Here is a 20,141-nt window from a genome sequence, read left to right as displayed (position 1 = left end):
GAGGCAGATATGTTACTTGTTATAGATGTGGGAAACACGAATATCACACTTGGCGTATTCAAAGAAGACGAACTGCTTGGAACGTTCCGTATGACTACGAAACAGCCCCGCACGTCGGATGAATACGGGATCACACTGAAAGAACTTGTGGAGCGCCAGGGAATCTTAAGCACAGATATCAGCGCGGTCATCATCGCTTCTGTTGTGCCGGACATTATGCATTCCCTCGGAAGTTCCATTATCAAATATTTTGGTATCAAACCGATCGTAGTCTCAGCAGGCATCAAGACCGGCATCCGTATCGTGACAGAGAATCCGCGGCAGGTCGGGTCGGACAGGATCGTGGATGCGGTCGCGGCCTATACACTGCACGGAGGGCCGGTCATCGTTCTGGACTTCGGCACGGCCACCACATATGACGTGGTGGGCATCGACGGTACATTTGAGGCCGGGGTCACAGCGCCGGGCATCCGAACATCCGCGCAGGCGCTCTGGGGAGGGGCGGCAATGCTCCCGGCGATCGAGATCAAAAAGCCGGATTCCATAATGGCGAAGGAAACCATCAGCAGCATGCAGGCGGGGCTTGTGTTCGGCCAGATCGGCCAGACGGAATATATCGTAAACAGGATCAAGGAAGAGTCGGGCTATATGGACGCGAAGGTGGTTGCCACCGGAGGCCTTGGCAAGATAATCGCGGCGGAGACAGACGTGATCGATATCTATGATTCCCAGCTGACATTAAAGGGACTGAGGATTATTTATGAAAAAAATAGGAAACATTGAGCTTGAAAATCCATATATTCTGGCGCCTATGGCAGGGGTAACCGACCTGCCATTTCGTCTGCTCTGCAAAGAACAGGGGGCGGGCCTTTTATGTATGGAGATGGTCAGTGCGAAAGCGCTGCAGTACAATAATAAAAATACGAAGCTGCTGCTCGCAATTCACCCGGAAGAATATCCGGTCTCCCTTCAGCTGTTTGGTTCTGATCCGCGTATCATGAGCGAGGCGGCAAAGCGGATCGAGGAGCTTCCGTTTCAGATACTGGACATCAACATGGGATGTCCGGTACCCAAAGTTGTAAGGAATGGGGAGGGTTCTGCTCTGATGAAAGATCCGGGCCTTATATACGACATCGTACACGAGACGGTAAAAGCGATCGATAAACCGGTCACGGTGAAGATCCGCAAAGGATTTGACGACGAACATGTGAATGCGGTGGAAGCCGCCAGAGTCATAGAAGAGGCAGGCGCCGCCGCGGTGGCCGTGCACGGCAGGACAAGAGAGCAGTATTACGCCGGGAAAGCAGACTGGGACATTATACGGAAGGTAAAGGAGGCAGTCTCGATCCCCGTCATCGGAAACGGCGACGTGGTGTCCGGTCCTTCGTCTGCAGCCATGCAGGAACAGACCGGGTGTGACATGGTGATGATCGGCCGGGCGGCACAGGGGAATCCGTGGATATTCCGTGAGCTGAGGGCATATGCGGCAGACGGCACGGTTTTACCGCGTCCGGCTGAGGCTGAAGTGCGGCAGACTATGCTGAAGCATGCAAAGATGCAGATGGAATACAAGGGAGAATACCTCGGGATCAGAGAGATGAGAAAACATGTGGCGTGGTATACAAAGGGATTGAAAGGCGCCTCAAAGCTGCGGGCCCAGATCAACAGTGTAGAGTCGTATGAGGAGCTTAAGCACCTGCTCTTTGAAAGGCCCGCTGGATAAATTTGAGATAATAAAAGAGCCTTGTCCTACATATACTTAACCAATATGTGAGGCAGGGCTTTTCTGTAAAACGTAAGATAATTTATCGTATCGAAAAATGATTGACATTAGACGTCCGATTATGTATAATAATGAAATTGTGAAAGTATCTTTTCGATACAGACAGCAGAGTAAGGACGATACAGGAAGACCTGTGAAAGAATAGAGACAGAAATCTGTGTAGATTAAGGAGAAGAGAGACATGGAAGCAAAGAAAAAATTACTTACTTATGCAGGCCTGAAGGCACTGGAGGATGAACTGGAGAATTTGAAGGTCGTAAAGCGGAAGGAAGTTGCGGGCAAGATCAAAGAAGCCAGGGAGCAGGGCGATCTGTCCGAGAACGCGGAGTACGATGCGGCCAAGGACGAGCAGCGTGACATAGAAGCCCGCATTGAAGAGCTGGAAGGCATTCTGAAGAATGCAGAAGTCGTAGTGGAAGACGAAGTGGATTTCGATAAGATTAATGTCGGCTGTGCTGTGAAAGTATTCGATAAGACATTTGATGAAGAGATGGAATTTAAAATAGTAGGTTCTACGGAGGCGAACAGCCTGGAAGGTAAAATCTCCAACGAATCACCGGTTGGCCAGGCTTTGATGGGCAAGAAGGTGGGAGACACCGTGAAAGTAGAAACACAGGCAGGCGAGATGGCTTACAAGGTTCTTGAAATAAGCCGTTCAATGTAAAACATAGAAGACCTGTTCAAACGGAAAGGAGAGAGTATCGTGTCCAAACAGCAGGGAAATGTACAGGAACCGGACTTAAATCAGTTGAGGAAGGTCCGCCGTGAAAAGTTAAAAGAGCTTCAGGAAAATGGCAAAGACCCGTATCAGGTGATGCGCTATGAGGCGACGGTCCATGCCGCCGATATAAAGGAAAATTACGATGAGATGGAAGGAAAGCACGTATCTGTGGCAGGTCGTGTTATGCAGAAGCGCGTCATGGGTAAGGCGTCTTTCTGTAATGTCCTCGACCAGAGCGGAAACATCCAGTCGTATGTCGCAAGGGACAGTCTCGGAGAAGAGGCGTACAAAGAGTTTAAGAAGCTTGATATCGGCGATATCGTGGGGCTGGAAGGTGAAGTCTTCAAGACGAAGACGGGCGAGATCTCCATACATGCGACCGCGGTAAAGCTGCTCTCCAAGAGCCTCCAGATCCTGCCGGAAAAATTTCACGGACTGACAAACACGGATACCCGCTACCGTCAGAGATATGTAGACCTGATCATGAATCCTGAGGTGAGGGATACCTTTATAAAGCGCTCCCACATAATCAGCGCGATCAGAAGATATCTGGACGGCCAGGGCTTTCTCGAGGTGGAGACACCGATGCTCGTGAGCAATGCCGGAGGGGCGGCCGCCAGGCCGTTTGAGACGCATTTTAACGCGCTCAGCGAAGACTTTAAGCTGCGTATTTCTCTGGAACTTTACTTAAAGCGCCTTATTGTGGGCGGCCTTGAAAAGGTGTACGAGATCGGACGTGTCTTCCGCAATGAAGGACTGGATACAAGACATAACCCGGAGTTTACGCTGATGGAATTATATCAGGCATATACAGACTACAACGGAATGATGGATCTCACAGAGAATCTGTACCGCCACGTGGCACAGGAGGTCCTCGGCACGACGACCATCGTTTATAACGGTGTGGAAATGGATCTGGGAAAACCGTTTGAAAGAATCACAATGATAGATGCCGTAAAGAAATATGCAGGTGTGGACTGGAATGAAGTGCATACGCTGGAAGAGGCGAGAGCGCTGGCTGACAAGCACCATGTAGAATATGAGGACAGGCATAAAAAGGGAGATATTTTAAGTCTGTTTTTCGAGGAGTTTGCAGAAGAGCACCTCATTCAGCCGACGTTTGTTATGGATCATCCGATCGAGATATCACCGCTCACGAAAAAGAAACCGGAAGATCCGGAGTATGTGGAGCGGTTTGAATTCTTCATGAACGGCTGGGAGATGGCAAATGCGTACTCTGAGCTCAATGACCCGATCGACCAGAGAGAGCGTTTCAGGGCGCAGGAAGAACTACTGGCCCAGGGGGACGAAGAGGCGAATACTACGGATGAAGACTTCCTCAACGCGCTGGAGATCGGCATGCCGCCTACGGGAGGGATCGGATTCGGAATTGACCGGATGTGTATGCTCATGACGGATTCGGCTGCGATCCGTGACGTGCTGTTGTTCCCGACAATGAAGAGCATCGGCGGTACTGACGTTTCTAAAAAAGCAGCCGCGCCGGAAGGATCAGCAGCTGCGGAGGCTGAGAAAGCGCCGGAAAAGATCGATTTTTCTAACGTAAAGATCGAGCCGTTATTTGAAGAGATGGTAGATTTTGAGACATTCAGTAAGTCTGATTTCAGAGCCGTCAAGGTAAAAGCCTGCGAAGCTGTACCGAAGAGCAAGAAGCTTCTGAAGTTCATCCTTGATGACGGAACAGACGCCGAACGCGTGATCTTAAGCGGTATCCATGAATATTATGAGCCGGAAGAACTGGTTGGAAAGACTTGTATCGCGATCACAAATCTGCCGCCCAGACCGATGATGGGAATTGCTTCCTGCGGAATGCTGATCTCAGCAGTTCATGAGGAAGACGGCAGGGAAGGACTGAATCTTTTGATGGTAGATGACAGAATCCCGGCAGGTGCGAAGCTGTACTAAGCTGCTTTGAAATTGAGTATTTGAGTTAAATAGATAGTGTAAGCTTTGAATCCTCAGAAGTGTAGATGCTTCTGAGGATTTTTTGTTCTAAATAAATGTAATAAAAGGTATATGTATCAGGTATACATGGAGAATATTAAATGTAGAATAAGGAATTGTACAGCCCATGATTAACAAAGTGGCTAAGTCAGAAAACTTTAATTACCATTCTCTACGCCATGCTTATCGATTAGACTGGCAGAAGAAGTGATAAAAAAGAATTTGGCAATCTACAAAGTAAAATGAATAATTACTGTTATAAGAGGCTGATTTCATGTATAATATAATTAAAGGAAAAGGAGCAGAGTGCAAATGGAAATAGATATTTATATTGATTCTCTGACAAATTGTTTGATATGTAATGCTACGGGAGAAGAGAGAGATACAGAATATCGTTTTGTGGCGAAAACTATAGCAAGGCCAGTTGCGGCTCAATTTAAAGAAATTGGATGGAAATTTGATTGGAGTATTCCGCACCAGAATGGCTATGATGTGTATGAACTGCTTTTGAAGGATGACGATGAAGTGCAGGGAATGATTGCGCTAAAACATGTTAGGGACCAGTATTACACACATGTGGATATTGTTGAAGCCGCTCCGTTTAACGTTGGCAAAACTGGAAAGTATAAGGGTGTAGGTGCCCACTTATTTGCGATAGCCTGTAAATTGAGTTGGGAGGCAGGAAATGAAGGGTACGTGCAGTTCACTGCTAAAACGGATTTGGTAGAACACTATAAGAAAACATTAAATGCGCAATGTATTGATTGGCATACTATGTATATAGACAGCTACGGTGCTGTAGGATTAATAAATAAATATTTTAAGGAAGGTGAGTAGTATGATTATTGCAGAAAGAAAACCAAAAGCAGTAGTCGGAAATTTTGACCGTTTTGGTGAAGCAATGTCAGATGGCCGCTTAACAGTACCTTCTGACGGGAAGGTATACCGGTTGAGGGAAGCTATATTGTTATCGAAGAAGTTAGGGCGTCCGTTGACAGAAGAAGAGATGGAAAAGTTTGTGGTCTAGATAGTGCAATTAATATAGCGTCTTTATGAAGCTATATGTGCTTGTTCATGTAATTTTATAAATGTATAAAGGAGCCTGCCGCAGATATGCGGCAGGCTTTTTGCGATTATCCGTTAATTATTTCTATTAACTTATAATTTACAGAAAAAATATTTATAAAATATAATTTGCCAGAATATTGATTGACATTAACTATTGTATGTGGTATGATTTTTTAAACAAAATTGTACTACAATATTATACTACATATTTCGTGAGAAAGGAGAAAAACTATGAAGGTTACTGTATTTGGAAGTGGAAACGGCGGGTGTACACTGGCGGCGGACTGGGCGTTAGCAGGACATGAAGTCAGGCTGTTTGACTTTAAACAGTTCTCTGCTAATATTGACGCGGTCAATGAAGCAGGAGGCATTGCTGTTTCCGGTTGTGTAAAAGGATTCGCAAAATTATCTTACTGTGGCTGTGATATCGACAGAGCGTTGGATGGATGCGATATTCTGTATGTGGTAGGCCCTGCATATAGTACGGAATCATTTGGAAAAGCGTGCAGAGGTAAGCTTCCATATGGACAGAAGGTCATTATTGTCCCCGGTTCATGCGGAGGGGCATTGATCTTCAAAAAGGCGTTGGGACTTAATTACGATGATGAAAGCGTAATAGCAGGAGAGACCCATACCCTGCCGTATGCCTGCAGGGTAATGGATCCGGGGGTAATACAGGTATATCATAAACTGACGGGATGGGTCTATATCGCAGCGCTCCCCTCTAAATATACGGATGAATTATATAGGATATTCAATCAGGTCAACCCTTGTGTTCCTGCCAAAAATGTACTTCAGACAACATTGACAAACGGGAACCCGGCAATTCATCCTGCCGGAACTCTGATGATGGCGGCGTGGATCGAAGCTACCGGAGGCGATTTTTATTTCTATGAAAATGGTATTCAGCCAAGCGTAGGGCGTCTGATCCGCAGTATTGATACAGAACGGTTGTCTATCGCAAAGGCTATGGGATTTGACCTGTATCCGGGACCGGTATTGACAAAGAAACAAGGGTATCTTATTGAGGATGACTATGAAAACTGTTACCGCAGCGCTCCAGGCTTCAAAGGAGTCAAAGCCCCTCAGAAACTGGACACCCGGTATTTCCACGAGGATGTGGGATTTGGGCTTGTTCTGTTTGAAGAATTAGGCCGGAAATTTGGCGTAGAAGTATCCAATATCAGTTCTGTCATTACGATCGCATCCACTATAATGCAGAGGGATTACAGAGCAGAAAGAGCGCGGACACTTGATAAGCTGGGACTTGGTGATCTTTCCTGTCAGGAACTGCTCAATTGCCTGTAAGGTATGCAAGATACCAAGAAAGGAGAAGTTGTTATGGGAAAAATAAGTGAATCTAGAAAGATTAAATTTCCGGAAGCAATTGGGCTGCTCGTTGCTTTTGTTGCAATTCTGATGTGGGGTGCGCTGTCCGCGGGGATCCCGACTGGTATCTCTATCTGCCTCTGCTCATTCACAGCGGCTCTGTACGGAATCATTGTACTGCATAAATCGTGGAATGAGATACAGACAGGGATTTTGAAGGTTATCGGGATCGGAATGCCCGCCACATTAATATTGCTGATGGTAGGTCTGATTTCCGGTTCCTGGCTTTCGTCAGGTACTACACCTATTTTGATTTATTGGGGGCTTAAGATATTAAACCCATCTATTTATCTGGCAGTCACATTTTTGATCACTGCGATAGGAGGTATGGCAACCGGTTCTGCATGGGCAATTATGGCTACGTTCGGTGTGGCCCTCATGGGAGTGGCAAATGGTCTTGGGATCCCTGCGCCGGCGGCCGCAGCTGCAATCTGCTGTGGTTCGTATCTGGGCGATAAATGGAGTCCTCTTTCAGATGTGACCAATCTGGCCTCTGCTGTCACGGAGGAAAACTCATTCCGGCTGTTTGGCTGTATGATTCCCACATCCGGAGTCAGCGCAGGGATAGCATTAGTCATTTATGCAGTTATGGGGTTTGTGATGGGTACACACGGGACTTTTGATGCAAGCCAGACAAAGGAGATAATATCGACTCTTGAAGATACATATACATTTAACCCAATATTGATTCTGCCGCTCATAGTTGTTGTAGTGCTTGCGGTTATGAAGAAACCCATTTTCCCGGTACTGGTCATCGGAGCAGGGATCGGAACCGTATTTTCGATCCTGATCCAGGGTTCATCTGTAACAGACGCCCTGTCAGCCCTCTACAACGGGTATACTGTTACCACGGGAAATGAAGCGATTGACGGCCTGCTCTCCGGCGGCGGCCTGTCTTACATGATGTCATTGATCCTTATGCTGTTTTGCGCGTTTGTATTTGCCGGCATTATGGAATCAATGGGGCTGTTGGATGCGATTCTTGAAAAATTGATTAAAGTTGCAAAGAGCAGAGGCAATCTTATACTGATAAGCATGATCACTACTGTACTTGGCGTTTACATGACAAGCAGCGTCTATGTTTCTACCATCATGAACGGACGTATGTATCTGCCCGCTTACGAGAAAGAAGGGATCGACAAGATTGCGCTGGCGCGGACTCTTACAGAGTGTGCCTCCAATTTCGGCGCGATCGTGCCCTGGAGCAATGGCGCCATTATTATGCTGAGCACTTTTGGAGTCGCATGGTATCAGTATGCTCCCTATATGTTCAATCACTGGCTTGCTATGATACTGGTGTTAATATGCGGGTATACTGGAAAATTCCTTCCGCTTAGCAAAAAACAGGATATAGAGTCCCAGGATATATACAATACGGATACCGGCGGGAAATAACAAAATAAGTAATGTAGAAATATAGGAATTTATGGTAGAATTATAGAAGCTTAGTAAATCCGGGGGTAATGATATGGAAACCAGAAAAAATTCTTATGAATTACAGGCTTATGAAAAAATTAAAGAGGCAATCTATAAAAGGCGCCTGGCCCCAGGAGCTCCTTTAGTTGAGCAGTCTCTGTGTGATGCGTTCCATGTGAGCAGGACACCTGTCAGAAATGCACTGCGGCGCCTGTCGCAGGAAGGATATGTGGAGATCATTCCCAACAAAGGGGCGTTTGTCATACAGCCAAGTATCGAAGATATCCGTCAGTTGTACGAAGTGAGGATCGAACTGGAGATATTTGCTGTTCATCTGTGTATTGAGACCTTCAGAGAGGATGATATCAAAATTCTCCAGGAGATCCTTGACCAGGAACAAAAAGCCTTTGAAGACAGGGATTTTCCTCTCTATATGGAGACAAATACAGAATTTCACGTTACTATCGTGGACAAGGCGGAGAATCAATATCTGAGTGACATCTTTCACAGTATCTATAAAAAAATGAATATTATCCTTACCCTATATGATAACTTTTATGTCCCTATTGCGCAGGATATCCAGTCGGTCAAGTATCATGAACTTATGATACTTGCCATTGAGAATAAGCAGGTAGGTAAATTTGAGAAACTGCTGAAAGAATTGTGCGATACTATCTATCACGCTTTTCGCCAGCGTCTGGTAACCTATTCTGATGTCCAGACAGCAGTTATCGATATGAACGATGCCCCCAACAGCCGTGATGTCCGGTTTACTTTATGATAGAACAGATAAAATATTGTATAAATGCATTGCTAAAGGAGTAATAAAGATGCCAAAAGGGGCGAACCAAAAACTTAAACTATACTATCTTATGAAGATCATGCTGGAAAAAACGGATGATGACCACAGTATCACCATGCCGGAGATCCTGGCGGAACTAGAGCGTTATGAGGTGACTGCGGAGCGGAGAAGTATTTATGCGGATCTGCAGACATTGGATAGGATGGGCGTGGAGATCATCGGAGAGCCTGTGGGAAAGACTTACCATTATCATGTCGGGAGCAGGCAGTTTGAGCTTGCGGAATTAAAACTTCTGGTGGACGCGATTCAGTCTTCTAAATTTATCACAGCCAAAAAGTCAAATGAACTGATCCGGAAGCTGGAGGGTATGTGCAGCGAATATGAGGCGAAGAAACTGCAGCGTCAGGTCTATGTATCCGGCAGGATCAAAACAATGAATGAAAGCATTTATTACAATGTGGATTCTATACACAACGCCATTGCGGAAAACAGGAAAATCCTGTTTCAGTATTATCAGTGGAATATAAAAAAGGAGATGGAACTGCGGCGCGAAGGGACATATTATCATATCAGCCCGTGGGGATTGTGCTGGGATGATGAAAACTACTATCTTGTAGGATACGATGCAGAAGATCAGATCATCAAACATTACCGGGTAGATAAGATGTTAAGAATTAAGATGTCTGATGAGCAAAGAGAAGGAAAAGAACATTTTCATCAATTTGACATTGCAGCTTATACGAGAAAAAATTTCGCCATGTACGGCGGAAAAGAGGAACGGGTAAAACTTCTTATGGACAACAGTCTGGCCGGCGTAGTCATCGACCGGTTCGGAAAAGATATCTCTTTAATACCCGCGGACGAAGAGCGCTTTACGGTCAGCGTCGATGTGGCGGTCAGCCGGCAGTTTGTGGGGTGGCTTTTTGCTCTTGGGAAAGGCGCAGAGATCATAGGACCGGATAAAGTGGTGCGGCAGGTCAGGGAGGAGATCAGGAGACTGGCTGAGCAATATGAAGTGAAATAAAGAAGATATAGGCGGGAGAGGCTTTTTTGAAAAGCCTCTCTTTTTTGCGCGCGCATGAACTGCCGGGCTTGCTGCCTCATCAGTTCTTAACCATATAGCCACCTCGGATCCACGTATATGCTAAATGATGGTGGCATTTTTATCGCACACCATATGAGGTAAAGTAAAACAAGAAACAAAGATCAGTGAGGCTTGAAAAATAAAAAATAAGATTTGATCAGAGAGAAGGAGATGAGCAACTATGAAAGGATATATGGTCGAAAACGGTTTTATGGGGTGTGTGGACGGAAGGTATATGCTGTTTGCATGCGAGGCAGATTATGAAGAGTATGTAAAAGAGGATTAAAAAACATTAAAGAACACTAAAGAACATAGGGAGGAGAAGTCAGTATGGAAAAGGTATCAAGTCTGATATTTGACAGAACTGGAAGATTGTGCTAGAATTCCAACTTAACCGGAATTTGTGCTGCAGATTAGAATGGGCACAGCAGCTTATGGACCTGTATTCGGACCCCATAAGCAGAGAGGGGAAAGGAGGAGAAAAGTGTTAGAGGCGTTAAAAAAAGAGGTGTTTGAGGCCAATATGATGCTTCCAAAGTATGGACTTGTTACATTTACTTGGGGGAATGTAAGCGGGATCGACAGGGAGAAGGGCCTGTTTGTCATCAAACCGAGCGGCGTAGAGTACGATAAGCTGAAAGCGCAAGATATGGTAGTCATGAATCTGGACGGCGAAAAGGTGGAGGGGGAATATAATCCTTCTTCGGATACGGAGACGCATCTGGAGCTTTACAGAGCATTTCCGGATATGGGAGGCATCGTACATACGCATTCTGAGTGGGCAACGAGCTGGGCGCAGGCGGGAAGAGGTATTCCGTGCTACGGTACGACCCATGCAGATTATATGTACGGAGAGATCCCGTGCGTGCGCAATCTGACCCGGGAGGAGATCGAGGAAGCTTACGAGAAGAATACAGGACTTCTTATCGTGGAACATTTTAAAGGCAGGGAGTATATGGCGATGCCGGCCGTACTCTGCAAAAACCACGGTCCGTTTACGTGGGGCAAAAACGCAGCCGAGGCGGTACACAATGCGGTTGTCCTTGAGGAGGTGGCCAAGATGGCTGCCCGCTGTGAGCTCATCAACCCACAGGTCAGGCCCGCTCCCCAGGAGCTCCAGGATAAGCATTACTACAGAAAACATGGCGCAAACGCTTATTATGGGCAGAATAAATAAACCGGGATCATAAAATCCCGGGGAAGGAGCACCCGCGTGAAGGCAGATATGTGATGCCGCACGCGGGTGCTCCTTCCCCGGGGTTTTCGTATTACTATTTTATTCCAAAGCTTCTAAAATACGCTTCAGCACGTTTTCGACCGAATCTGTCGTGTGGGAAGCCTGCTGTATGACGGCAGGCGCCGCACCGGCCATGGCGTAACTTACTCCTGCGAGCTGAAGCATCTCCTCGTCGTTACACTGGTCGCCGAAGGCGGCACAGTCTTTCGCGTCGATATGAAGATGATCGAGCAGTACCTGAAGCGCATTTCCCTTGTTGGCCCCCGGTGTGATAAAATCGACCCAAATATTTCCGGAAGTCACGATCTTTATCTCATCAGAAAACAACGCTTTGAAATGTTCCTCTGTTTTGCGCGTCCCTTGAAAGTCGCACAGTGCGAGCTTTAAGAACGGCTCATGTACGTCTTCTTTCAGATCAGAGACAAATTCCATGTCATTTCCGACAACATGCAGCATATGTTCCTTAAAGCGCGTATCGCGGGAATCCGTATAGCACACTCTCTCCCCGGATACGATACACTCACAGCGGCCGTAGCTGTGCACGGCGTCGATAATACGAAGTCCAAGTTCCCGGCCGATCATTCCTTTAGAAAGTGTCTTCCCTTCATAGATGCACAGGGAACCATTTTCCGCCACATAGGCGATATCGTCTTTGACCGGAGCGAACAGACGCCGCAGATTCGTATACTGCCGTCCGCTGGCAGCTGTAAATAAGATCCCGTGTTCCTTCAGTGCTCTGATCAGGTCAAAAACTTCCGGGTTCAGCCGCTGGGCTCCGTTCAGAAGTAAAGTACCGTCCAAGTCACTTGCGATCAGTTTAATCATATCAATCCCCCACTGCGTAAATGCTGTTTTTACAGGCGCGGCCTGTTTCCTGAATTATAGCAGACAGGACATTGTCTGTCCAATAAGTATATGAAAAACGGACAAATGTAATTTAATGTGAAAAATGTATGAATTTCCTTTTTTGTTCCGGAAAAATGTGTTATAACAAGATGGTATAGCGATACATTATCCGGGTCCGAAACTGATCCCGGGAGAAGAAAAATGAGAGGTGGGGGAACGGTATGAGAAAAAGAATGTTGGTATGTGCGGTTCTGCTCGGGACAGCGGCGGCGTTAGCAGGCTGCGGTTCAGGACAGATATCCAATGATTATATCACGGTATCAAAATATAAAGGGGTGGAGGTGCCGAAGGTGGAGGGCATCCCTGACATTACGGATGAGTCCGTGGATAATAATATTGAAACGGTCAGGGAAGGATTTGCGGAAATAAAAGACGTCACTGACAGAGCGATACAGGAGGGGGACGTTGTGATCATTGACTACGCCGCGTCAGCAGACGGACAGCCGATACAAAACGGATCGGGCAGCGATTATGAGCTGACGGTTGGTTCGGGGTCATTTTATGAAGGGTTTGACGATAATCTGATCGGACATAACGCCGGCGATACACTGAACATTGAACATACATTTGCGGACGACTTCAATAATAAGACGTTGGCAGGGAAAAAAGCATCCATTGATGTCACGGTCAAAGCGGTCAGGGAAAAGGAACTGCCCGAGCTGACGGACGAATTTGTCCGGACGATCTCACAGAAGTCCGATACGGTCGAAGAATACAGAAAAGAGGTACGGAAGCTGCTGGAAGAAAACAATAAAGAATATATACAGAGTGAACTCATGGATTCAGCGTGGAAGCAGGTACTGGAAAATACAGAAGTGAAAAAATATCCGAAGGACCGGCTGAAAGAGGAGGAACAGAGCTTTTACGACCATTATGAGGACGGCGCGGATATGTACGAGATGGATTTTCCGGAGTTTTTGTCGAAGATTGATATGACGGAGGCAGAGTTCAAAGAGAAGGCAGAAGAGGCGGCCCGTTCCAATGTAAAAGAAGATCTGACGGTGGAACTGATAGCGGATAAAGAGCATATAAAGCTCGATGATAAAGCGTATAAAAAGGCGAAAAAAGAACTGGCAGAAGAAATGGGATATGAGGATGTAAAAGCAATGGAAAAGGAAGCGCCGGAGGAGTCTGTCAGGCGTTACATCCTCAGAGAAAAAGTAAAAGAGTGGGTGGCTGACAACTGTATACAAGCTGCACCGGAGAAATAGACAGGAAAAAAGCAGTCCAGACTTTGTGTGATCCTACAGAGTCTGGACTGCTTTTTTCCTGTCCTAAAATTACAAATGTAACATTAAATGAAAAATGTCATTGCTTTTTTTGTGCAGTAATCGTATAATTGTTCTTGTAAAACAAGTTAAAGTATATAAAGTGCACAAAACAACAGAAGGAGGGATGGTATGTCGTTTAAGGATACATACAGATTAGGCGTCTATGAAAAAGCAGCTCCTGCGGAACTGTCATGGGAAGAGCGCCTGGCGGCGGCAAAGGAAGCCGGTTTTGATTATATAGAGATGAGTATTGACGAGACTGATATGAGGATGTCGCGGCTTGACTGGTGCGACGAGCAGATATATGAGCTGCTGGAGACAGAAAAACGAGTTGGGATCCCAATTGAGACTATCTGCTTCAGTGCACAGAGAAAATACCCGCTCGGCAGCAGGAAGTGGGAAAAGGAGGCAAAGGAGCTTCTGCGAAAAGGCGTTCTCTTTGCCCGGAAAATGGGTATCCGGATCATCCAGACTCAGGGCTATGACTGTTACTACGAGGAGACGAGCGATAAGACGACGCGGGAGAGATTCTACAGAAATCTGGAAGAGGGAACGATGTTTGCCGCCTCCCACGGTGTAATGCTTGCTATGGAGACGATGGAAAATGATTTTATGAACACAGTGGAAAAGGCGATGCACAGCGTGAACCGGGTCAATTCTCCTTATCTGCAGGTGTATCCCGATATCGGCAACATTTCCAATGCCACGAAAGATGTGGCTGGAGATATCACCACCGGCAGGGGGCATATAGCGGCGGCCCATTTAAAAGAGACCGTGATAGGAAAGTTCAGGGAGATCCCTTACGGGACAGGGCAGGTTGACTTTCCCGGGGCCATCGCAAAACTGTATGAGCATGGAGTCAGAAGGTACGTCGCTGAGTATTGGTACTGCGGGGAAGAAAACTGGAGAGAAATTGCGCGCTCTAACAGAGAGTTTCTGGACAGACAGTTTGAAAAGGCGAGGCAGCTGCTCGGAATACCAGAAGATATCAGCGCGTAAGGCGTCCGGAAAGGAGTTCTGAATATGGGAAAGTATGTGATCGGCCTGGACAATGGCGGCACTTCTACGAAAGCGGCCATATTTGATCTAAGCGGAAAAGAAATTGCCTCTGCGGGCAGGCAGACAAAAGTTATCACCCCAAGATCCGGTTATACGGAGCGGGATATGGAAGAGTTGTGGCTGGCAAACTGTGACTGTGTAAAACGGGCGCTTTTAAAAGCGGGGACAGACGGCAGAGACGTGCTTGGGATCGCTGTGTGCGGACACGGCAAGGGCCTGTACCCGTGGGGGAAAAACGGTAAACCTGCGTATAACGGGATCATTTCCACCGACAGCCGGGCATGGAAATATCCGAAGAAATGGCATGAGAACGGAGTCTATGAAAGTCTGCGCGGACAGCTTTGCCAGGAACTGATGGCCTGTCAGCAGGTGGCGCTTCTCGCGTGGTTTAAAGAGCATCACAGAGATGTATATGACAATATTAAATACGTATTTTCCGTGAAGGACTATATCCGGTACCGCCTTACCGGGGAGGCTTACAGTGAAGCGACAGACATATCCGGCTCCGGGCTCATGGATGTGAAACATGCACAGTTTGACAGGGAGATACTGGAAAAGCTCGGCATAGGAGAGGTGTATGAGAAGCTGGCGCCGGTGAGATACTCCTATGATCTGTGCGGGACGATCACAAAAGAGGCGGCAAAGCTTACCGGACTTCTGGAGGGCACGCCTGTGGCAGGCGGAATGTTCGACATTGACGCGTGTGCGGTGGCGGTCAATGTCATGTCGCCGGACGAATTGTGTACGATTGCCGGGACGTGGAGTATCAACGAATATATCTCCGAGACGCCGGTCATGGACGGAAGCATTGCCATGAATTCCCTTTTCGCCGTGCCGGGATATTACCTCGTGGAAGAGTGCAGCGCCACATCCTCAGGTAATCTGGAATGGTTTTTAGAAAACTGTATGGAACATGAGCACATACCGGAAGGTAAAAATATATACGACGTGGTGAATGAAAAGGTTGACAGCATACCGCCGGAGGAGTCGGAGGTCTATTTTCTTCCCTTCCTCTATGGATCTAACGCGCATCCGCTTGGCAAGGGAGCATTTGTCGGACTTACGACTTATCACGATAAAGCACATATGCTGCGGGCAGTTTACGAGGGAGTCGTGTATTCCCATAAGACACATATTGAGCGTCTGCTGTCTTCGAGAAAGCCGCCGGAGGCGGTCCGCATGGCCGGAGGCGCGGTAAACTCCGGCGTATGGGTGCAGATGTTCGCGGATGCGCTCGGCTTCCCGATCGAGACGGTGGAGGCAAAGGAACTGGGCGCCCTCGGCTGCGGAATGGCCGCGGCCATCGCGGCGGGCGTATACAAAGACTATAAAGACGCGGCTGAGCATATGGTGCACGTATCGGGCCGGATATATCCGGATGAGGCGAAGACTGCAGTCTATCAGAGAAAGTACGAAAAATACCGGGAGATAGTCCGGGCGCTTGATACTGTCTGGGGACAGTTTGAAGTATAAACATAATCATCATAAAAGGAAAGGTGGAAACATTATGGCAAATCAGGGAAGGACTCCAAAAACTATGAAGGCGCTTGTGGCATACAGCAAGGATGACTACCGTTTTGAGGCGGAATATCCGGCGCCGGAATGCGGGCCCGACGACATTATCATTAAGACAGAGGCCTGCGGTATATGCGCGGGAGATCTGAAGTGCAGCCACGGAGCGGCAATGTTCTGGGGAGACGAAGTACAGCCTTCATGGGTGAAACCTCCGTTTATTCCGGGACACGAGTTCTTTGGACGCATTGTGGAGATGGGAGAAAATGTCGAAGGGTATGAACTGGGCGACAGGATCATCGCGGACCAGATCGTTCCGTGCGGCAAGTGCCGGTTCTGTAAGGACGGCCATTACTGGATGTGCCAGCCTCACGATATGCTGGGATTCCAGTCATACAATAACGGCGGTATGGCAGAGTATGTAAGATATCCGAAGAACTGTGTCATCAGCCGTGTGCCTGAGGATATGAGCATTGAGCAGGCGCTTCTCGTGGAGCCTTACGGCTGTTCCAAACACGCGGTAGACAGGGGAAGCATCACAAACGAAGACATTGTAGTCATCTCCGGCGCAGGGACACTGGGGCTTGGAATGATCACATACGCCAGAATGAAAAATCCTAAACAACTGATCGTGCTTGATATGCAGGATGCCCGTCTGGAAAAAGCAAAAGAATTTGGTGCGGATCTCGTATTCAACCCCGGAAAATGTGACATAGACAAAGAAATAAAAGCATTGACAGACGACTACGGCTGCGATGTATATATCGAGGCCACCGGACATCCGTCCAGCGTCATCCAGGGACTTACGATCACAAGAAAGCTCGGCCGCTTTGTAGAATTCAGTGTATTCGGTTCCGAGACGACCGTAGACTGGTCCATCATCGGGGACAGAAAGGAACTGGATATACTTGGCGCGCACCTGAGTCCGTACGCCTACCCATTCGTGATCGACAATATGATGAAAGGCAACTTAAAGACTAAAGGCGTAGTGTCAAGCACCTTTGCCATTGAAGAGTGGGAGAAGGCTTTTGACTATGCATCAGGAAAATACGGCGACTTAAAAGTGGCTTTTACTTTTTGAATTTGGTTGGCAGAGTTTAGGGGTAATGGCGGCGGACGGCAGAGCGGGCGGGGGGCAGGGGGAGTTAAGGGCGCTCCGGCAGATGGGAAGCCGTAACTGTGGAAAGAGCCGGAATCAGACAACCGAGCCTATTCGGAAGGAAATCCTGAAGGGATTTCCTCCCTCAGAGGCTCTCGGGAATGTTATTTGTGATAACATTCCCGTGTCTGATTCCGGCTCTTTCCGCAGCAACGGCTTCCTCATCTGCCTCCGAACGCCCTTAACTCCTCCCTGTGCCCCCGCCCGCTCTGCCTGTTTACCGCCCCGGCGCCGTACACTACCAACCTCCCAAATCCCCCAACCTAAAATCTAATCACCGGTACTTCCTGAGCACTTTTTCGAAGAGAACGAGTATCCCGTATACGATCAGCGACTGGCCGAACAGGACGAAGAGACCTTTTGTGAAGTTGAAGCGGATAAACAAAAAGCCGGCGACACCGTAAAAAGCAGCAGCTATAAGGGTGATGGGCGCGTACATGAAGGTGAACACAAAAGAGTTAAAAAGTATTTCGCCCAGGCTGCCCGTAAAGTTGATCATGACCGGGTATATCCACAGCATTATGAGAACGGCTGTGAGAAAAGCCAGGCCGGATATGGCAAGGAGCGCTGTTTTGCCGGGAACGGCTGCTGTGGTGAGTATGTAGTATTCCGCGGCAAAGACGGCGGTAAGCAGCGCAAAGGCGGTCCAGATAACGGAGGAGCGTTTCCAGTGCAGCCTCAGGCCGGTCTTGAAATTTCGCCAGACTTCCGTGCTTCCGCCGAGAATCCGGCTGGCCGTATAATACTGGGCGGCGGTCGCCGCGCCTGCGGTGACGACCGGGATACAGCATAAAAGCCAGATGATATTTAATACTGTAAGCCGGCTTAAGAGAAGTATAAATTTCATAAAACTGCTGTCGTATTCAAATACTTTCATAGTATGTTCCTCCATGTGCCGCTGCTTTGAGCGGCCTCCGTTCCAAAACAAACGTGTGTCTTTCACGAGTTAAGAGTAATCATACAATAAAACTTATATTGCCGCAAGAGGAAAAATGGGTCGTTAAAGAAAATACAAACAAAATAATGCTGTAAAAATAATGATTATTAGTGCAATTATACTTTAAAATCTGCATAAAATAAGACAAATGACAAAAAGCTTGACAAATGACACGGCGAGAGATATACTGACGTTAGACAAAATGCATAAAAAATCGGGCAGGTAAACCGAAAAATGAAGCACTTTTTTATGCGGCAAATGTATCAAAAGGGAGGAAAAAGTATGAAAAAAAGAGTAATCAGCGTTCTTTTGTGTGCAGTTATGGTTGGTACCATGCTGGCAGGATGCGGCGGCGGTTCCGGCTCCGGCGGAAGTGACGACGGAAAAGCAAAGTCAAGCGGAAAGGCCGAAGACTTTGACTGGAAGAATTATGACGGCACGACGATCAACGTAATGTTCAATGAACACAATTATTCCAAAGCAGTTATTTCCAAGATAAAAGAGTTTGAAGAGCTGACAGGTATCAAGGTTGAGTATTCATCCACTCCTGAGTCCAACTATTTTGACAAACTGAACACGTCTCTGAGCAGCCGTTCCGGTACGCCGGACGTATATATGACAGGTGCTTATCAGGTTTGGGAATATGCATCTGCCGGCTATATGGAGCCATTGGAGGATTACATAAATGACGCTTCCAAGACAGCGGCGGACTATAATTATGACGATTTTATCAGCGCCACAGTTGATCCGCTTAAATGGGACCTCGTACCGGGCCATGCAGTTGGCGAAGGTTCTCAGTGGGCGCTTCCGATGGGATGGGAATTAAATAACCTTGCATACAACAAGAAAGTATTTGAGGAAAAAGGGATCACAGTTCCAACAACGACGGACGAACTGCTTGAGACAGCCAAATCTCTCAATGAATTCAACGGTTCCGGTTCCTACGGCATCGCAGTACGCGGTACGCGTGAATGGGCGACCATACATCCCGGATACATGTCATTATTCGCAACATGGGGCGGAAAAGACTTTGCGATCGAAGACGGCAAACTGGTATGTCAGCTGGATTCCAAAGAAGCGATCGAAATGACAGACTACTGGGTAAAACTGATCAAAGAAGCAGGCGCTCCGCAGTGGTCCAACTATACATGGTATGAGGCCAGTTCAGACCTCGGCGCAGGAAAAGCCGCTATGTTATTCGACGCTACAAGCGCAGGCTATTTCCAGAACTATGAAGGCGCGTCTGATCAGTCAGGCAATATTGCATGGTCAACCATACCGCTTCCGGAAGGAAAGACAGAAGCTGATATGAAAGCAAATGTATGGATCTGGTCACTGGCTATGAACGCTGACTCAAAAAATAAGGATGCCGCATGGTACTTTATCCAGTATTTCACAAGCCCGGATTACATGCTTTACGCAGGAACTGACGGGGCAAGCCCGGATACACCGCGTACATCTGTAATGGAGAGCGATGAGTACAAAGCGATCGTCGGCAAAGCAGACAACTATCTTGAATCCATCGATGTGCTGTCAAAGAATGCGACCATTCAGTTCACACCGCAGCCATACTTCTTCGAGTGTACGACAAAGTGGGCGGAGGTACTTCAGGATCTTGTGCTCACCGACAAGTATTCGTCCACAGAGGATGCCATGAAGCAGCTTAAGAAAGATCTGGATACGATCGTATCTGATCTGGAAGTATCTGAATAACCTTAAAAATCGACAACAGCAGTTAATTTGTACTTAAGGGTGAAAGGCAAGGAGGGGTTACCTGACCCTCCTTGATTTTTTTAAGAACGAATATTTTTATTATCAGAATCAGAAAATCTGAA

At 47.3% G+C, this 20,141-nt stretch carries 18 protein-coding genes; 16 read left to right on the top strand and 2 right to left on the bottom strand.

Going from position 1 to position 20,141, the window contains the following annotated elements:
• The first annotated feature begins 9 nt into the window (after positions 1-9).
• The 11 genes from LAJLEIBI_RS16620 (at position 10) to araD (ending at position 11,402) form a co-directional block, all read left to right on the top strand.
• Positions 10-783: a type III pantothenate kinase gene (locus LAJLEIBI_RS16620; RefSeq protein WP_006443301.1), complete on the top strand. Its 774-nt coding sequence runs from the start codon at positions 10-12 to the stop codon at positions 781-783.
• Positions 761-1,723 (top strand): tRNA dihydrouridine synthase DusB, encoded by a 963-nt coding sequence (dusB, locus tag LAJLEIBI_RS16615; RefSeq protein WP_006443300.1) that lies wholly within the window; start codon positions 761-763, stop codon positions 1,721-1,723. The genes LAJLEIBI_RS16620 and dusB overlap by 23 nt, the downstream gene beginning before the upstream one ends.
• A 241-nt stretch (positions 1,724-1,964) precedes the next feature.
• Positions 1,965-2,447 (top strand): transcription elongation factor GreA, encoded by a 483-nt coding sequence (greA, locus tag LAJLEIBI_RS16610; RefSeq protein ID WP_006443299.1) that lies wholly within the window; start codon positions 1,965-1,967, stop codon positions 2,445-2,447.
• Between the two features lie 39 nt (positions 2,448-2,486).
• Complete coding sequence (gene lysS, locus LAJLEIBI_RS16605) at positions 2,487-4,427, top strand: lysine--tRNA ligase (RefSeq protein ID WP_006443298.1); 1,941 nt, start codon at positions 2,487-2,489, stop codon at positions 4,425-4,427.
• 351 nt (positions 4,428-4,778) lie between these two features.
• On the top strand, positions 4,779-5,303 hold the full coding sequence (locus tag LAJLEIBI_RS16600; protein ID WP_006443297.1) for a hypothetical protein: 525 nt from the start codon (positions 4,779-4,781) through the stop codon (positions 5,301-5,303).
• Between the two features lies 1 nt (position 5,304).
• Entirely contained in the window at positions 5,305-5,493 is a 189-nt protein-coding gene (locus LAJLEIBI_RS16595) for a hypothetical protein (RefSeq protein WP_006443296.1), read from the top strand.
• A 272-nt stretch (positions 5,494-5,765) separates the two neighbouring features.
• On the top strand, positions 5,766-6,842 hold the full coding sequence (locus LAJLEIBI_RS16590; RefSeq protein WP_006443295.1) for an NAD/NADP octopine/nopaline dehydrogenase family protein: 1,077 nt from the start codon (positions 5,766-5,768) through the stop codon (positions 6,840-6,842).
• A 33-nt stretch (positions 6,843-6,875) separates the two neighbouring features.
• Entirely contained in the window at positions 6,876-8,318 is a 1,443-nt protein-coding gene (locus tag LAJLEIBI_RS16585; RefSeq protein WP_040435082.1) for an SLC13 family permease, read from the top strand.
• A gap of 73 nt (positions 8,319-8,391) precedes the next feature.
• On the top strand, positions 8,392-9,120 hold the full coding sequence (locus LAJLEIBI_RS16580) for a GntR family transcriptional regulator (RefSeq protein ID WP_006443293.1): 729 nt from the start codon (positions 8,392-8,394) through the stop codon (positions 9,118-9,120).
• Between the two features lie 49 nt (positions 9,121-9,169).
• Positions 9,170-10,165, top strand: coding sequence for a helix-turn-helix transcriptional regulator (locus tag LAJLEIBI_RS16575; RefSeq protein ID WP_040435080.1), 996 nt, complete (start codon positions 9,170-9,172; stop codon positions 10,163-10,165).
• Between the two features lie 544 nt (positions 10,166-10,709).
• Positions 10,710-11,402: an L-ribulose-5-phosphate 4-epimerase gene (gene araD / locus LAJLEIBI_RS16570; RefSeq protein ID WP_040435078.1), complete on the top strand. Its 693-nt coding sequence runs from the start codon at positions 10,710-10,712 to the stop codon at positions 11,400-11,402.
• A gap of 99 nt (positions 11,403-11,501) precedes the next feature.
• Here araD and LAJLEIBI_RS16565 read toward each other — a convergent pair whose 3' ends face one another.
• Entirely contained in the window at positions 11,502-12,287 is a 786-nt protein-coding gene (locus tag LAJLEIBI_RS16565; protein ID WP_006443290.1) for a Cof-type HAD-IIB family hydrolase, read from the bottom strand.
• Positions 12,288-12,529: 242 nt separating this feature from the next.
• Here LAJLEIBI_RS16565 and tig point away from each other — a divergent pair, with 242 nt between their 5' ends.
• The 4 genes from tig to LAJLEIBI_RS16545 all read left to right on the top strand — a co-directional run bounded on the left by tig (position 12,530) and on the right by LAJLEIBI_RS16545 (position 17,291).
• Positions 12,530-13,579: a trigger factor gene (tig, locus tag LAJLEIBI_RS16560; protein WP_006443289.1), complete on the top strand. Its 1,050-nt coding sequence runs from the start codon at positions 12,530-12,532 to the stop codon at positions 13,577-13,579.
• A 189-nt stretch (positions 13,580-13,768) separates the two neighbouring features.
• Positions 13,769-14,638, top strand: a complete 870-nt coding sequence (locus LAJLEIBI_RS16555; protein WP_006443288.1) for an L-ribulose-5-phosphate 3-epimerase — start codon at positions 13,769-13,771, stop codon at positions 14,636-14,638.
• Positions 14,639-14,662: 24 nt separating this feature from the next.
• Positions 14,663-16,171, top strand: coding sequence for an FGGY-family carbohydrate kinase (locus LAJLEIBI_RS16550; RefSeq protein ID WP_006443287.1), 1,509 nt, complete (start codon positions 14,663-14,665; stop codon positions 16,169-16,171).
• 34 nt (positions 16,172-16,205) lie between these two features.
• The gene (locus LAJLEIBI_RS16545) at positions 16,206-17,291 is read left to right on the top strand and encodes an erythritol/L-threitol dehydrogenase (protein ID WP_006443286.1); all 1,086 of its coding nucleotides are present in this window, start codon (positions 16,206-16,208) and stop codon (positions 17,289-17,291) included.
• Positions 17,292-17,643: 352 nt separating this feature from the next.
• Here LAJLEIBI_RS16545 and LAJLEIBI_RS16540 read toward each other — a convergent pair whose 3' ends face one another.
• Entirely contained in the window at positions 17,644-18,246 is a 603-nt protein-coding gene (locus tag LAJLEIBI_RS16540; protein ID WP_040435076.1) for a DUF624 domain-containing protein, read from the bottom strand.
• A gap of 342 nt (positions 18,247-18,588) precedes the next feature.
• On the opposite strand from LAJLEIBI_RS16540, the gene LAJLEIBI_RS16535 reads away from it, so the two are divergent.
• Positions 18,589-20,019 (top strand): ABC transporter substrate-binding protein, encoded by a 1,431-nt coding sequence (locus tag LAJLEIBI_RS16535; RefSeq protein ID WP_040435074.1) that lies wholly within the window; start codon positions 18,589-18,591, stop codon positions 20,017-20,019.
• The last annotated feature ends 122 nt before the right edge of the window (positions 20,020-20,141 follow it).

This window comes from [Clostridium] hylemonae DSM 15053, from assembly GCF_008281175.1.
GTDB classification, from domain to species: Bacteria; Bacillota; Clostridia; order Lachnospirales; family Lachnospiraceae; genus Extibacter; species Extibacter hylemonae.
Note: the sequence above shows the minus strand (reverse complement) of the source record. Positions and strands in the feature narration are given on the sequence as shown.